Origin of the sequence: Rhizobium sp. YTUHZ044 (assembly GCF_051123975.1) — a bacterium.
In the GTDB taxonomy this organism is placed as follows: Bacteria; Pseudomonadota; Alphaproteobacteria; order Rhizobiales; family Rhizobiaceae; genus Rhizobium.
This window is the reverse complement of record NZ_CP101426.1, coordinates 502,213-517,623: the sequence shown is the minus strand read 5'-3', so window position 1 is coordinate 517,623 and position 15,411 is coordinate 502,213. Positions and strand designations below refer to the sequence as shown.

The 15,411-nt window shown below is 62.2% G+C and carries 15 protein-coding genes; 4 read left to right on the top strand and 11 right to left on the bottom strand.

From position 1 onward, the window contains the following. Positions 1-40: 40 nt before the first annotated feature. Complete coding sequence (locus NL154_RS02500; RefSeq protein ID WP_210628999.1) at positions 41-1,198, top strand: PA0069 family radical SAM protein; 1,158 nt, start codon at positions 41-43, stop codon at positions 1,196-1,198. A 166-nt stretch (positions 1,199-1,364) separates the two neighbouring features. Continuing rightward, complete coding sequence (locus NL154_RS02495; RefSeq protein ID WP_210629000.1) at positions 1,365-2,054, top strand: ribonuclease HII; 690 nt, start codon at positions 1,365-1,367, stop codon at positions 2,052-2,054. A 140-nt stretch (positions 2,055-2,194) separates the two neighbouring features. On the opposite strand, the gene NL154_RS02490 is transcribed toward NL154_RS02495, so the two are convergent. The 11 genes from NL154_RS02490 to NL154_RS02440 form a co-directional block, all read right to left on the bottom strand. Further along, entirely contained in the window at positions 2,195-2,689 is a 495-nt protein-coding gene (locus NL154_RS02490) for a F0F1 ATP synthase subunit B (RefSeq protein WP_210629001.1), read from the bottom strand. Between the two features lie 3 nt (positions 2,690-2,692). Then, complete coding sequence (locus NL154_RS02485; protein ID WP_064800845.1) at positions 2,693-3,316, bottom strand: F0F1 ATP synthase subunit B; 624 nt, start codon at positions 3,314-3,316, stop codon at positions 2,693-2,695. A 77-nt stretch (positions 3,317-3,393) separates the two neighbouring features. Then, complete coding sequence (locus NL154_RS02480) at positions 3,394-3,621, bottom strand: F0F1 ATP synthase subunit C (protein ID WP_003588243.1); 228 nt, start codon at positions 3,619-3,621, stop codon at positions 3,394-3,396. Positions 3,622-3,689: 68 nt separating this feature from the next. Then, positions 3,690-4,442, bottom strand: coding sequence for a F0F1 ATP synthase subunit A (locus tag NL154_RS02475; protein ID WP_434733511.1), 753 nt, complete (start codon positions 4,440-4,442; stop codon positions 3,690-3,692). Positions 4,443-4,505: 63 nt separating this feature from the next. Beyond that, positions 4,506-4,841: an AtpZ/AtpI family protein gene (locus NL154_RS02470; protein ID WP_210629003.1), complete on the bottom strand. Its 336-nt coding sequence runs from the start codon at positions 4,839-4,841 to the stop codon at positions 4,506-4,508. Between the two features lie 272 nt (positions 4,842-5,113). Next, positions 5,114-6,325, bottom strand: a complete 1,212-nt coding sequence (locus NL154_RS02465) for a cell wall hydrolase (protein ID WP_430961286.1) — start codon at positions 6,323-6,325, stop codon at positions 5,114-5,116. A 324-nt stretch (positions 6,326-6,649) separates the two neighbouring features. Then, positions 6,650-8,551: a potassium transporter Kup gene (locus NL154_RS02460; RefSeq protein WP_221146689.1), complete on the bottom strand. Its 1,902-nt coding sequence runs from the start codon at positions 8,549-8,551 to the stop codon at positions 6,650-6,652. A gap of 18 nt (positions 8,552-8,569) precedes the next feature. Next, entirely contained in the window at positions 8,570-9,547 is a 978-nt protein-coding gene (locus NL154_RS02455) for a magnesium transporter CorA family protein (RefSeq protein WP_434733510.1), read from the bottom strand. 448 nt (positions 9,548-9,995) lie between these two features. Further along, positions 9,996-11,180 carry an Mrp/NBP35 family ATP-binding protein gene (locus tag NL154_RS02450; protein WP_210629007.1) on the bottom strand — a complete coding sequence of 395 codons (1,185 nt, stop codon included), beginning with the start codon at positions 11,178-11,180 and terminating at the stop codon, positions 9,996-9,998. A gap of 615 nt (positions 11,181-11,795) precedes the next feature. Continuing rightward, entirely contained in the window at positions 11,796-12,530 is a 735-nt protein-coding gene (locus NL154_RS02445; RefSeq protein ID WP_210629008.1) for a LuxR family transcriptional regulator, read from the bottom strand. A gap of 258 nt (positions 12,531-12,788) precedes the next feature. Continuing rightward, complete coding sequence (locus NL154_RS02440; protein ID WP_210629009.1) at positions 12,789-13,583, bottom strand: IclR family transcriptional regulator; 795 nt, start codon at positions 13,581-13,583, stop codon at positions 12,789-12,791. Positions 13,584-13,686: 103 nt separating this feature from the next. Here NL154_RS02440 and NL154_RS02435 point away from each other — a divergent pair, with 103 nt between their 5' ends. Together NL154_RS02435 and NL154_RS02430 are read left to right on the top strand one after the other, a co-directional pair. Next, positions 13,687-14,484 (top strand): SDR family NAD(P)-dependent oxidoreductase, encoded by a 798-nt coding sequence (locus tag NL154_RS02435; protein WP_210629010.1) that lies wholly within the window; start codon positions 13,687-13,689, stop codon positions 14,482-14,484. After that, positions 14,484-15,401, top strand: coding sequence for a 2-dehydro-3-deoxygalactonokinase (locus NL154_RS02430; RefSeq protein WP_210629011.1), 918 nt, complete (start codon positions 14,484-14,486; stop codon positions 15,399-15,401). The genes NL154_RS02435 and NL154_RS02430 overlap by 1 nt, the downstream gene beginning before the upstream one ends. The last annotated feature ends 10 nt before the right edge of the window (positions 15,402-15,411 follow it).

Here is a 15,411-nt window from a genome sequence, read left to right as displayed (position 1 = left end):
AACGGGCGGAGGCAACGGCTTTTCGCTGCGGGAGAATCCGATGAGAGAGCAGTCCCTGGCAGGGCAGGCCGCATTCGCGCCTGCCAATACGGCAGATATTGCCGATGCGATGATCGTGTCGTCCGGTCTCAGGGTCGAGGGCGACCGGCGGCGCGGGCGCGGAGCGGGACTGAACCCGACAGGGCGGTTCGAAGCGCTGCAGCGGGAGACGTTCGACGACGGCTGGCAGACGCTGGAAGAGCTGCCGCCGTTCAGGACCGAGGTGCAGATCGAAAAGCCGCGCACCGCGATTACCCGCAACGAATCTCCGGATCTTTCGTTCGACCGCTCGATCAATCCCTATCGCGGCTGCGAGCATGGCTGCATCTATTGTTTCGCCCGGCCGACGCACGCCTATATGGGGCTTTCGGCGGGGCTCGATTTTGAGACGAAGCTCTTCGCCAAGCCCGATGCGGCCAAGCTGCTAGAGCGGGAACTCGCCAAGCCGGGCTACAAGGTGCGGGTGATCGCGATCGGCACCAATACCGACCCCTATCAGCCGATCGAGAAGGAATGGCGCATCATGCGCGGCATCCTCGAGGTGCTGAACAAGGCGAACCATCCGGTGTCGATCGTCACCAAGTCGGCGATGATCCTGCGCGATCTCGACATTCTTCAGGAGATGGCCGGCAAGAACCTGGTGCGCGTCGGCATCTCGGTCACCACGCTCGACCGCAAGCTTGCCCGGGCGATGGAGCCGCGCGCCGCCACGCCGCCGCGACGGCTGGAGACCATTCATGCACTCTCGGAGGCAGGCATCCAGACTGCCGTCATGGCCGCCCCGCTGATCCCGGCGCTGAACGATCACGAGCTCGAGCGCATTCTCGAATCGGCGAAGGCTGCCGGCGCCGCCGAGGCGAGTTATGTGATCCTCAGACTGCCGCTCGAAGTCAGCCCGCTCTTTCGCGACTGGCTGTTGCAGCACTATCCCGATCGTTACCGGCACGTGATGTCGCTGGTGCGCTCGATGCGCGGCGGCAAGGATTACGACGCCGAATTCGGCAAGCGCATGAAGGGTGCCGGCCCCTATGCCTGGCAGATCGCCCGGCGTTTCGAAATGGCGGCGAAACGCTTCGAGCTGACGCGGCGCAGCGTGCCGCTGCGCGACGATCTGTTCGTGCCACCGGATGGCAGCGGCGTGCAGTTGTCGCTGCTCTGATTTTTTAAGCTTGCGCATCGGCTGCTCAGAAAAACCGCCCTGTTTCGAGCCCCGAGCGCAATTCCTGCGGATGGCCTTGACCGCCACCATCCGCCGGACCGTCCCCGGCCGCCGCCCTGATCCGGGGACTTGCGGGAAATCGGGTTGGCGTGCGAGGTTCAGCCGCATGAAACGTCGCACGCCACCCGATTCTCCCCTGCTTTTCGACACGGTCCCTCTCGTGCCGGATTTCAAGCTCGAGCTCAAAGCCCGCAAGGCCGGTCACTGGCCGGTCGCCGGCGCCGACGAGGCAGGCCGCGGGCCGCTGGCGGGGCCTGTGGTGGCCGCTGCGGTCATTCTCGATCCGAAGCGCATCCCTGAGGGCCTCAACGATTCCAAGCAGCTCTCGGCGCAGCGGCGCGAGGAACTCTTCGTGCAGATCCTGGCGACCGCGACGGTTTCCATCGCCTCCTCCAGCTCGACCCGCATCGACGAGACGGACATTCGCAAGGCGAGCCTGGACGCGATGCGTCGCGCCATCTGCAGCCTCGCCATTCCCGCAAGCTACGTGCTGACAGATGGGCTTGACGTGCCGCCTGGCCTCGATTGCCCCGGACAGGCGGTGGTCAAGGGCGATGCCCGCTCGGTCTCGATCGCCGCCGCCTCGATCGTCGCCAAGGTGACGCGCGACCGGATGATGGCGAGGGCGCATAACGTGTTTCCCGATTACGGTTTTGCCGCGCATGCCGGCTACGGCACGGCGCAGCACCGCGCCGGCATCGAGAAGCACGGCCCCTGCTCACTGCACCGGATGAGTTTTCGGCCGCTGCGCAACGGCGAGGACGGTCCTGAGATGGACGAGTTGATTTCCGAATAGGCTGCAAAAGAAAGGGCCGGCAATTGCCGATCAGGGACGCCGCACTGCAGCTCCGCACGCGGCCAAGCAAAAAACAAGCGCTATCAACAAGAAAAAGGCCAGGACATGCCCGGCCTTTTTCTCATTCTATTCAGAACCGCTCAGTTGAGCCGCGTCTTGACCTGTCCGACGGCGTTGCCGAAGAGCTCGGACTGGACCTTGCCGTCGGCCTTCTTGGCGAGCACCGTCTCGGCGGCCGCGATCGCCAGGTCGACGGCGGCGGAACGCACCGCCTTCATCGCGTCGGCCTCGGCCTGCTTGATCTTCTGCTCGGAGAGCGCCGTGCGGTTGGCAACGAATTCTTCCGTCTTCTTCTTCGCCTCGGCGGTCAGCATCTCGGCTTCGCGCTCCGCTGCGGCAACGATATGGGCGGCTTCCGCTTCCGCTTCCTTGCGCTTGCGCTGGTATTCGGCGAGCAGATGCTGAGCTTCCTCGCGCAGGCGCTTGGCTTCAGCCAGTTCATTGCGGATCTGGTCGGCTCGGTCGTCGAGCGAGCGCGCCATCATGCCCGGAACCTTGAGATAGACGACCAGCGCCAGGAAAAGGATGAGGCCGACAAAGGCGAAGAAAGTCGCGTCGAGGTGAAAAATATCCATCGATCAAGCCTCCTTCTTGGCTGCCGCGACGGCGGCGGCGACATCTGCCTGAGCAGCGGTGCTGCCGATCAGCTGTTCGACGACGGCGGCCGCCGTTTCCTCGGCAATGGTGCCGACGTCGGCGAAAGCCTTGGCCTTGATGTCGGCGATACGGGCTTCGGCAGCCTTGATCTTTTCCGACAGGCTCGCCTCGACGGTCCGGCGATCCTCTTCGGCCTTGACCTTGGCAGCGTCGCGGGCGGCGGAGCCGATCGCGTGGGACTTGGCGCGGGCAGCGGCCAGTTCGCCTTCATAGGTCTGGACGGCGGCGTCGGCTTCCGCCTTCAGGCGGCCTGCTTCTTCCAGGTCCTGGGAGATGCGCGTGTGGCGCTGATCGAGGATGGCCCCGATGCGCGGCGCGATGACCTTTTGCATAAGGAGGTAAAAGACGCCGAACGTAATCACCAGCCAGAGCAGCTGAGATGCGTAGGTCGTCGAATCGAAAGGCGGGAACGGGCCGCGGGCGTGTTCGCCTTCGGCAACGCCGGTCTCGGTATGGACCTCGCCTGCGGCCGGAGCGGCGTGCGCATCCGTGCCGGTCGCTGCCGCCGGTGCTTCTTCAGCGTAAGCCGGGGTCACAAAAAACATGCTCACCTCCAGGTGGACTGCAAATGCAAAGGATCACGGCTTGCGGTCGCAGGCCGTGATCCATCTATTCGCCGATATCAGACAGCGAAGAGGAGGAGGAGAGCGACGAGCAGCGAGAAGATGCCCAGAGCTTCCGTAACGGCGAAGCCGAATACCAGACGGCCGAACTGGCTGTCAGCGGCAGACGGATTGCGCAGAGCGCCGGAGAGGTAGCTGCCGAAGATATTGCCGAGGCCGAGAGCCGTACCGGCCATACCAAAGCAAGCCAGGCCTGCACCGATGAACTTTGCTGCTTCCGCTTCCATGTTGAACTCCTTTGAAATGGTTGTTGCGGCGAATGACTGACGCCCTGGAGACGTCGTTGTCGTTATCCTTAGTGCCCGCCCGGATGGATTGCGTCGTTGAGGTACATGCAAGTCAGCACCGCGAAGACGTAAGCCTGAAGGAAGGCGACGAGGAACTCGAGACCGGTCAGGGCGACGGTCATGATGAGGGGAAGAACGGCGCCGCCGATACCGACGGCACCAAGGGTTCCAAGCGAGGCGACAAAGCCTGCGAACACCTTCAGCGTGATGTGACCGGCGAGCATGTTGGCGAAAAGACGAACGGACAGCGAAATCGGACGGGACAGGAAGGAAATGATTTCGATCGTGACGACCAACGGCAGCAATATGCCCGGCACGCCCGAGGGCACGAAGACATTCAGGAAGTGGAAGCCGTGCTTATAGAAACCGTAGGCGAGCACCGTACCGATGACGAGGATCGCCAGCGCGAAGGTGACGATGATCTGGCTGGTGATCGTGAAGAAATAGGGGAACATGCCGAGCAAGTTCGCTGTCAGCACGAACATGAATAGCGAGAAGACCAGCGGGAAGAACTTCATTCCCTGCTTGCCCGCGCCTTCCTTCAGCATGTTGGCGATGAATTCATAGGACATTTCCGCGACCGACTGCGAGCGACCCGGCACGATGGCGCGGTTCGAGGTCGAGAAATAAAGAAAGCCGGCGGCAACCGCTGCCGAAGCGACCATGAAGAGCGATGCGTTGGTGAACGAAAAATCAATTCCGCCGATTTCGATCGGGACAATCTTCTGGATCAGGAACTGATGAGTCGGATCGCTAGACACCGCTTGTTCTCTCTCTTTGGCCCGCAGGACGCGGGGTCATTGCACTGGACCGGGACCGGCCCTCTATTTCTTATCGTCCTTGTCCAGAGGGTGGGCCACCACCCCCGCAGAACGCAGCACGTTCAAAACGCCAGCACAGAATCCGAGAAGCAGAAGAACAATCAACCCCCAAGGCGCCGTGCCAACAAAACGGTCGAGAAGATAGCCAAGGACGGCACCGACGACGATTGCGGCAATGAACTCGCTGGAGAGCTTCATCGCCTGGGCATAACCTTTGCGGCTTACCTCGGCTTGGGCCTCGCTTGCTTGTTCCACTCCCGCCTCAGCGCGCTTGGTCGCGAGTTCCGCTCCCAGTTGCGCACGGCGCTTCTCAAGACTTTCCTCGCGGTCATCCGCCATGGATCTCTCCTCGCCTGCCCGTCGCCCGCACTCCCGCTACCCCGGTCATTCGGACCCCGGACGCGAAGGTTGAGACCCTTCCGGCCCGTTCTGAAGTCGCGCGCAACATAGTTTTAGGGCTTGGTATAGTCAAGGCGTAGACGGCTTCTGTCCAGCCAGAAAATAAATTCGTGAAATCAAAGGGATAAGTCGATTTCCGGCCGAGCGCGCAAATTCGACGGAAAGAATCCGCTTTTGGGGGCGAAAAATCGGCCTGGCCCCAGCGCTTTATCTCAGCTCCAGCCGCCACCATAGGTGCGATAGAAGACGTGGAGACCGATGCGGCCGACCTTCTCCATGGTCTTTGCCCATTTCGGCCTGACATAGACGGCATGGTAGTGTGTTGCCGAACCTACCTGCGGCAGCCAGATCTTGCCTGATGTCACTGCCATGGCCACGTCGCGGGCCACCCGCCAGTGATATTGCGAATTCACCCGGTCCCTGATGGCGTCGCAGGCGAAGGAAAACTGGCAGCGGTTGCGCCAATCTTCGTTCTGGTAGACGACGCCGCAAATGCTCTTGGGATAGGCGGGGTTTCGAACGCGGTTGAGGATAACCTGAGCGACGGCCGCCTGGCCCTTCACCGATTCCCCGCGCGCCTCGAAATAGATGCCGGAGGCAAGGCATTGCTGCTCGCGGGCGGAAAAGACGCTCGGCGGCAGCACGCTTGCGGCCCAGGCGTGATCGCCCGGACCGATCTGGGGGACGAAGCGGCCGCTCTCGGGTTCGGTCAAGATCGAATCGAAGGGCGACTGGCGGGCGTAATCCGGTGCCGCCGGCGCATAGGCGGTGGCCAGCACGTCGGCCTTGTTGCTGGTGACAAGGCTTGCGAGCATCGCCGGCACGCCGACCTCCGGCATCACCGGCTGCTTCTTATAAAAAGAGGTGGCGATCTCGATTTCCCTGCCCTGGATCTTCGGCTTGACGAAAGCCGACCTGTCCTTGAGATCGAAGTTCGGGGTGAACAGCATCTTGGTGCGCTCGAGAATGGAGCCGGCGGAAAAATCCTTCGGCGGCTGCATCTTCTCGACGGCGACGACGCGGCCTTTCTTCGTGCCGCGAATGACGCGATCCTCATCCGGCGTGTCCTCGTGACCCTTGTCCTTGGCCGTAAAAGCCACCTTGCGGCCATCTGGCAGCACCATGCCGGCGCCTGAGGCGATCGAGCCGGTCGCTGCCGGGCCGGCGAAGGCGAGCTCGGCCTGATGGATGGAGCCGGCCGGCGAATTGGTCAGCACCATGCGCCAGCTCTCCCCCTCACGATCGAGACCGGCGAGCATGGTGGCGAGATCGGCGTGGGAAGCAACGCTCGGGAAGATCAGCCAGCCGGCAAGCCCGAAGATAGCGGGCGACACCCAGTTCTCGGGAAGAAGACGCAGCTTGCTACGGGAAGGGCTCTTTCGACGCAACACGAACTCCGTGCATGGAACGCGGGAACATGCCATCGAAAATCACTCATTAACCTTGACGTCCGGTTAACGGGGTGTGCCGGAAAGTGACTATGAGCGCCTTTGGATATTCTAATGTGGCGGATAGTTTCGTCCATCCAGAGCCGCTGCGCTCCTTCTGGCCTTATAGCTCTGCAGAGCGAGTTGGACGGGAACGCATCCCCCAATCTCCGTTGTCCTCGACCTTGAGCCGAGGACCCGTGCCGCTGCTGGCAGGTCCAGTGTGGATGCTCGGCTCAAGGCCGAGCATGCCGGAGGTTGAGATGGCGGAAGAGCCGTTCAAAGCGCGGTCACCCCCGTCAGCAATCTCGTCCGCACCCATCAAATAATAACGTGCGAGCCCAGCTCCACGACGCGGTTGGCCGGCAGACGGAAGTAATCCGAGGGGTTGGCGGCGGCGTTGGCCAGCGCAATGTAAAGACGGTCCTGCCAGTAGGGCATGCCCGACTTGGCATCCGGCACCAGTTTGCGGCGGCCGAGATAGAAGGAGGTCGACATGATGTCGAACTTCAGTCCGGTCTTGCGCAGCGTCGCCAGCGCCTGCGAGACGTTCTGCGATTCCATGAAGCCGAAGAGCAGCTCGACGCGCGAGAACCGTTCGGAAATCGGCTCGACCTTGTAGCGGTCGTGGCTCGGTACGCGCGGCTTGTTGACGGTGCGGATCGTCAGGATGACGTTGCGGTCGTGAAGCACGTGGTTGTGCTTGAGATTGTGCAGCAGGGCGGCGGGGGCCGATTCCGGATCGCTGGTCAGGAAGATCGCCGTGCCCGGAACCTGCGCCGGCGAATGCTCGCTCTTGCGCTCGATCGAACTGACGAAGGAAGCGAGCGGAATATCGGTGTGCCGGGTCTTTTCCATCAGGATCGCGGTGCCGCGGCGCCAGGTCCACATGACCACGGTAAAGGCGGTGGCGATCAGGATCGGGATATAGCCGCCATCGTGGATCTTCAGAAGGTTGGCGCCGAGGAAGATCATTTCGAGGACGACGAGCGGCGCGAGCGCGATCACCGCAACCGGCAGCGACCAATTCCAGCGGGCGCGGACGAATTCGAAGGCCATGATCGAGGTGACGACCATGGCGCCGGTGACGGAGATGCCGTAGGCGGTCGCCAATGCGTCCGACGTCTTGAAGCTCAGCACCAGGAAGATGACGCCAAAGAACAGCACGGCGTTGACCGACGGCAAGAAGATCTGTCCCGTGTTGGTTTCCGAAGTGAAGAGGATTTCCATGCGCGGCAGGAAGCCGAGGTTGATGCCCTGGCGCACCAGCGAAAAGGCGCCGGTTATGACGGCCTGGCTGGCGATGATTGTTGCGGCGGTGGCGAGGATGACGACCGGCAGCAGCGCCCATTGCGGATACATCAGATAGAAGGGATCGGACATCGTCTCCGGCTTGCCGAGCACGAGTGCGCCCTGCCCGAGATAGTTCAGCGTCAGCGCCGGGAAGACCAGCAGGAACCAAGCCCACTGAATCGGGCGGCGGCCGAAATGGCCGAGATCTGCATAAAGCGCCTCGGCGCCCGTCACCGTCAGGAAGACCGCACCGAGAACGACGACGCCGTAAAAACCCTCATGCAGCAGGAAACTGACGGCATAATAGGGGTTGAAGGCGGCGAGGATGCCGAAATCGTCGGAGATGTGGGAAATGCCGGCGGCGGCCATGACGAGGAACCAGACGGCGGTGATCGGCCCGAAGAACTTGGCGACGGCACCGGTGCCGCGCGATTGCACGACAAAGAGCAGCGCCAGGATCACCACCGAGATGGGCACGATATAGTCCGCCAGGCTGGGCGTGACGAGTTTCAGACCCTCTACGGCCGACAGCACCGAAAGCGCCGGCGTGATCATCGCATCGCCGAGGAACAGGGCAGCGCCCATCAGTCCGAGCAGCATCAGCAGTGCGGTATGGCCGTTGGCGGTCTTCATCAGAAGGGCGAGCAGCGACAGCGTGCCGCCCTCCCCGTCGTTGTCGGCGCGCAGCAGGAAGAGAACGTATTTGATGGTGACGATGATGGTCAGCGCCCAGATCATCAGCGAAATCAGACTAATGACCTCGAAACGGGTGACACCGTCATGGGCGACGGGCTTCAGCGCTTCCCGAAACGCGTAGAGCGGGCTTGTGCCGATATCGCCGTAGACGACACCGACGGAACCGAGCGCGAGATAGAACAGCTTGCGCGGCGTCATATGGCGTTCGTGCGGAGGATGGCTCTCTTCGGACATGAAATTTCAACAGGCTCCTCAGAGCCAGCCTTTCCAGCGAAAGAAGAAAAAGGGGATGACGGCCGATATTACCATCAAAGTCAGCGAATAGGGATAACCCGCCGTCCAGGCCAGCTCGGGCATGACATGAAAATTCATGCCATAGATCGAGGCGACCAATGTCGGCGGCAGGAACACGACCGAGGCGATCGAGAAAATCTTGATGATCGAGTTCTGCTCGATGTTGATCAGACCGAGCGAGGCGTCGAGCAGGAAGGTGATGTTGGCAGCGATGAAGGAGGCATGCTCCGACAGCGACTGGATATCGCGCGACACGGTGCGGCAGAGTTCCTTCGCCTCGCGGTCCTGCTGGATCGCCGGGATGGTGTGAAAGAATGTCATTAGCCGGGAAAGCGAGCCGAGGCTGTCGCGTAGCTTGCTGATCATACGATGATGGCCGGCAATATCGCGCAGCTTTTCCTCAAGGTAATTCGACGGCTTACGGACCTTTTTAGCCCGGTCGCCGAAGACGTGCGTCGACAGGATGTCAATGCGCGAGACCGAGGTTTCCAGGATTTCGGCGGTCCGGTCGACGATCGTCTCCAAGAGCTTGGCGAGAAGGGCCGCACCGCTGCGCCAGTTTTCCGGCAGCCGGTGCAGGGCGGCGATGAACAGCGCAAAGGATTTAGGTTGGGCGTATCGGATGGTGACCAGACGGTTTCCGGTCAGGATGAAGGCGACATCGGTCAGCGTCGGCGCGTCGGTATCCGCCTTCCAGACCAGCGAAGCGGTCATGAAGACGGCGTCGTTCTCGATATAAAGGCGAGCCGACGGTTCGATGTCCTTCAGATCGTCGCGGGTCGGAACTCCGATACCGAGGACCTTTTCGACATAAAGCTCCTCCTCGCGGCTCGGCTCGATCATGTCGATCCAGACGATATCCTGGGGAACGGATGCCGTCTGCGAGAGATCGCGGATCTCGACCGATCTGCAATTAGAACAATAAGCGGTGATCACCGGCAGCGTCTCCGATGCTCACGCCACTTCGTGGTCATCATCTTCATTGCAAGCCTTTCCATCCGTCCGCCATCGCGGCAATGCGAGGGTGGCTCGTTCCAGGTCCAAACGGAAGCGGATCAAGAAAGTTCATACAACTCCGGCTGCATCCGGCCTTGAAGCCAGCATGCCCATTGTGCTCAACCGCATCGCAGTACCCATCCTTCGACCTTGCAGGCGGGCCGGACCTTCGAAACGAAGACGGCCGTCATGAGCATCTGCAGCAACGCCATCATGGCGCCGCGGCATATGAAGCAAAGCCGTGAAATAATCAAGACATCTTCCGTGAAGTGCGCCTTTTCACCACGTTTCCCGCACAATTCGGAGTGATCGCAACGGTGATTCGGCGGTTCAGCGCTTTGCTGTCATCCGCGCCCTGGCCCGGAAGTCGTGCCCATAGCCGGAGACGTCATTCGAAGACGATCGCCGGCGCCGGCCGCTGGGGTTGGCCGCCGAGCTGCTGCCACACCTTGGCGGCGATGCCGCGATAGATGCCGGCGACGACGCCGTTCGGATCGGAGGCGACCAGCGGCGTGCCGGCGTCGGAGGTTTCGCGGATGTTCATCGTCAGCGGCACCTCGCCGAGGAAGGGCACGCCGATGCGCTCAGCCTCCTTGCGGGCGCCGCCGTGGCCGAAGATGTCGTAGCGGGTGCCGGTGTCGGGCGCGATGAAATAGCTCATGTTTTCGACGATGCCGAGCACCGGCACCTCGACCTTGCGGAACATGTTGAGGCCCTTGCGGGCATCGATCAGGGCGAGATCCTGAGGCGTGGAAACGATGACGGCGCCGGCAAGCGGCACCTGCTGGGCCATCGTCAATTGCGCATCGCCGGTGCCGGGCGGCATGTCGACGACGAGGACGTCGAGCTCGCCCCATGCCACTTCGCGCAGCATCTGCATCAGGGCCGACTGGACCATCGGCCCGCGCCAGATCATCGCCGTCTCCTCGTCGACGAGGAAACCCATCGACATGACCTTGAGGCCGTAATTCTCCATCGGGTTGATGATGCGGCCATCGATCTGCGTCGGGCGGCCGGAGATCTTCAAGAGCCGCGGCATGGAGGGGCCGTAGATATCGGCATCGAGAATGCCGACCCGGAGACCATTGGCGAGCAGGCCGAGCGCCAGGTTGACGGCGGTGGTCGACTTGCCGACCCCGCCCTTGCCGGAGGCGACGGCAATAATGGCGCCGATGCCGGGGACGCCGATCTTGCCGGCGCGGGGCGGCGGCTGCTGCGGCGCATGCGCGTGGTGCCCGTGATCGTGGCCCCCATGATCATGACCGGCGTGACCGTGAGGCGGATTCGGCACGGGCCGGGCGGCGGGCGCGGCGGACGCCGCCTTTCTGTCCGCGGTCAGCGTGACGAGCGCACCTTTGACACCCGGCATCTCCTTGATGACGCGCTCGGCGGCAAGCCGCATCGGCTCCAGCTCCTTGGCGCGCTCGGCCGGAACAGTGATGGAGAAATAGACCTTGCCGTCGGAAATGAAGACATCGGAGACCATGCCGAGCGCGACGATGTCGTGTTCGAGATCCGGTCCGCGCACGGTCTTCAGCGTTTCGAGAACCTGTTCCTTCGTGACGTCGGTCATTCCACCCTCATTGCTTCTTCTCGCAGACTACGGCGCCGCGCGTCTTTCATTGCGCACACATGATTTTAGTCCTAGCCGATTCCGACCAAGGCATGAAATCATGCGGTAGAGATAGTGGAGCCGCCCGCCTTCGCCAAACAAAATCATCGGGAGGAAAATCAATTCGCGGGCTTCGAAAAACGCCGGCGGGGACCCCGCGAATCCGTTGCGGCCATCAAGTCCGCCGGGCTTTTCGCCCTGATGGCCGCAACGGTCTCTCTCCCCGAGAACCGGCGCAATGCGGGGCGAACTAGCGCAAGCCGAAAAAAAGGCCAGAGAAAAGTGATCAGGAAGAGGAATTCGTGAACAGCTGCGAACGAAGCGGTGCCGAAAGGCAACAACCGCCTCCGACGCCGAACGCCGGGAGAGAAGCGGCGTCGGCGTCGGACAGCGGTGTGTCGGCCGCGCCATTTCCTGGCGCTGGTCATCAAAGTCCCCTCTGGACCTCTGGCAACAAAGATGCAGAAAGCGTGCCAGATGAAAAAAATCGGAAAAGCGCGGAGAAGTGCCGGGGCAGCATCCCGGTTTTGCCTAAGCACTGAGCGGCCGGCCACAGCGCGCCGCCATCTTTGCAACTTATTTGATCAGGCCGATCCGCAGCGCCTTGGCGACCGCCTGGGTGCGGTTGACCGTGTCGAGCTTCTTGGTGGCGCGGTTGAGGTAATGATTGACCGTATGTTCGGACAGCGCCAGGATTTCGGCGATTTCGGCGCTGGTCTTGCCGGCCGCCGTCCAGTTGAGGCAGTCGATCTCGCGGTCGGTCAGCGAGTCCGTCATGCGCGCATCGAGGTTGCGGATTTCGGCAAGCCTGTCGAAGACATGGATGGCGATATAGCAAAGCTCGCGCATCTCGGCGGCGCTGAAGGGTTCACGATCGCCCGAGAAGGAGACGGCGCCGCGCAGGCCGGAGGCCTCATGGGTTGGGAAATAGGCGCCGCGCATCATCCTGAAACGCTCGAACAACCCCGTGACCAGGGCGGACTTGCCGTCGTCCCGCGACCAGGTCTCACGCGACATATCGTAAAAGAACGGCCGCGTCGATGTCCTCAACCGCCTCAGAACCGGGCTGTTCACCATCAAGCCCTCTTGGTCGTAAATCGCCAGAAGCTCGGCCGGCCAGCTGGTGATCACTGTGCTGGCTTGAAGATCCATAGAGGTGATCGGCGGCAGGTTGAGAACCATGAAGGCGCGGCTGCGATACGCTTCGGTCACGCGTTTCATGAACCGGAAGATATCGAACTGGGTCTTCAGCCCAGCTATTTCCTGAACATAGTCGTCTTCTTCAGTGGATACCTGTGACAAGGGTGCCATCACATTTCTTCATCTTCGACACAGCAATCGGGAAAATTCCATGCGAATTCTGCCGCCGCATGGTTGGATTGTATCGGGAAATTACAATCTTCGGTTTGAGGAAAATGTGCCATATGCTCAACATTGGGCACATGACCGCTGCATGATTGTAGATTTTCGCGCAGTAGCTGTCCAGATTCGCTAGGGCTCGATATCGCGCTCGTCATAAGCATGCTCCGCAAATCACGTCCAGCAATGGTACGGTAGATGCCTGTTCCGTCAGCGGCGCGGGCCGAGACGGACACGCATGCCTTCCATGATCTTTCTCGCCGCCCGCTGAACGGGAACGGCCCACTGGTGCAGAAGTTCCATCGACAGCCGATAGGCCGGGCCGGTGACCGAAATGCCGCCGATGAAGGTTCGATCCTCCGACCAGATGGGTGCGGCGACACAGCGGATGCCGGCCTCGTGCTCCTCGCGGTCGAAAGCATAGCCCTGTTCGGCAATCTCGCGGACTTCGGCGGCAAGCGTCTCGGCCGAAGCATGGGTCGAGGCGGTAAAGCGGGTGAAGCTCAGGCCGGCGAGGAGATCGACAAGAGTTTCGGGCGGAAGCAGCGAAAGAGCGGCCTTGCCGACGCCGGTGCAGTAGCAGGGCGACGCATTGCCGATCTGTGAATACATGCGCACCGGCTGACGGCCTTCGACCTTGTCGAGATAGATGATCGACTGTCCCCGGAGAACGCCGAGATGCACCGTCTCGCCGGTCGCCTGCTGGAGTTCGCTCAGGTGCGGCTCGGCAACCAGGCGGAATTCGTTGCGCGCCCAGCTGCGCGCGGCAAAATCGAGCAGGCGCAGGCCCGGCGCATAACGGCCGTCGCCATCGAACTCAAGCAACCCCTCCTCCACCAGGTGGCTGAGCTGGCGATGCAGCGTGCCGCGCGGCTGGCCGGCGAGCGCCAGGATATCGGTGAAGCGCAATGGCGCATCCGCGTGGGTGACGAGATCGAGGAGAACCATCAATTTGCCGAGGGTGCCGGTCTCGCGCGCTTGGGCCATGCCGTCGCTCGAAGTCATTGTCTATGTGCCATTGAATCGGTCCGCCCTTGCAAGCATGCGCCCTTGACAGAAAGGCCAGCATAATCCGATAATTCCACATAGTCAAATTAAGTTCCAAATAATGGAACACCAGAGACCGGAGGAGACGGTGAGCGCGGTGGCAGCACAATTTCCCGAGTTCAAGGATCGCGTCGTGCTCGTGACCGGCGGCGGATCCGGCATCGGCGCGGCGATCGTCGAAGGTTTCGCACGTCAAGGCGCCAAGGTCGCCTTCATCGACATTGCCGAGACGACCGGCACGGAACTCGCGGAAAGACTGTCGCGGGAAACGGCGCATCCGGTGCTCTTCTACCATGCCGATCTGCGCGACATCGAGGCGATCCGGCGCACGGTCGATGCCGTCGTTCAGACATCCGGGCCGATCCGCGTGCTCGTCAACAATGCCGCCTGGGATGACCGCCACGAATTCGACGCTGTGACCGAGGCCTACTGGGACAACAATCAGGCGGTCAATCTGCGGCACGTGTTCTTCACCTCGCAGGCGGTGGCGCCGTCGATGCGGTCGGCCGGCGGCGGCGCGATCGTCAATATGTCGTCGATCGCCTTCAAGCTGAACATGGGCGGATTTCCCGCCTATGCGGCAGCGAAAGCGGCAGTTGTCGGACTGACGAAGAGCATGGCCGGCCGGCTCGGGCCGGAAAATATCCGGGTAAACTGCATCCTGCCCGGTATGATCGTCACCGAGCGGCAGATGCAGCTCTGGCTCACCGAGGAAAGCATCGCACGCTCGGTCGAGCAGCAATGCCTGAAATTCCCGCTCAAGGCGGAAGCCATCGTCGGTCCCTGCCTGTTTCTTGCATCCGACTGCGCGGCGGCGATGACCGCCCAGTCCCTGATCGTCGACGGAGGCGTTTTGTAATGGCTAATCCCGCTTATGTCGCGGTGGACTGGGGCACCAGCAGTTTCCGGCTCTGGCTGATCGGCAGGGACGGCGGCATCCTTGCCGAACGCCGCAGCGGCGAAGGCATGACGAGCGCGGCAAAGACCGGCTTTTCCCAGGTGCTATCAGCACATCTTGCCGCCATCGAAGCGCCGGAAAGCCTGCCTGTCATCGTCTGCGGCATGGCCGGCGCAAGGCAGGGCTGGGTCGAAGCCGGCTATATCGACGTGCCGGCGCCGCTCGCCTCGATCCTCACCGCGGCGGTCCGCGTGCCGGGTGAAAGCCGCGACATCCGCATCCTGCCGGGCCTTGCCCAGCGCGATGTGGCGAGGCCCGACGTCATGCGCGGCGAGGAAACCCAGCTCCTCGGCGCGCTCGGTCGCGCGAATTCGGCGGCGCAGGCAGTCTGCATGCCCGGCACGCATTCGAAATGGGTGCATGTCGTGGACGGCAAGGTCACCGGCTTTTCGACCTTCATGACCGGCGAACTTTTCGACGCGATCAGCAAAAACACGATCCTGTCGCATGCCGTGTCAGGTGCCGAACAACAGCCGGCGGATGCGGCTGCCTTCGAGGCGGCCGTATCGGCGGCCTTTGCGCATCCCGCACTTGCCTCCAATCTGCTGTTTACCGCTCGTTCCGGCCAGCTGCTGCACGGGATCTCCGCCGCGGCCGCGCAGGCCCGGCTTTCCGGCACGCTGATCGGCCTCGAAATTGCCGGCGCGCTGCAAGATGCCGCCAACGGCACTGGCATCACCCTCGTCGCCACCGGACGCCTGCAGGCGCTCTACGAGCAGGCCTTCAACACCCTCTCCCTTGCCTTCACCGCCATCGACGCCGATGCGGCCGTGCGCCGCGGCCTATCGGCAGCCGCCGAAGCCATCTGGCCGAATTGAGAAAGCTGAC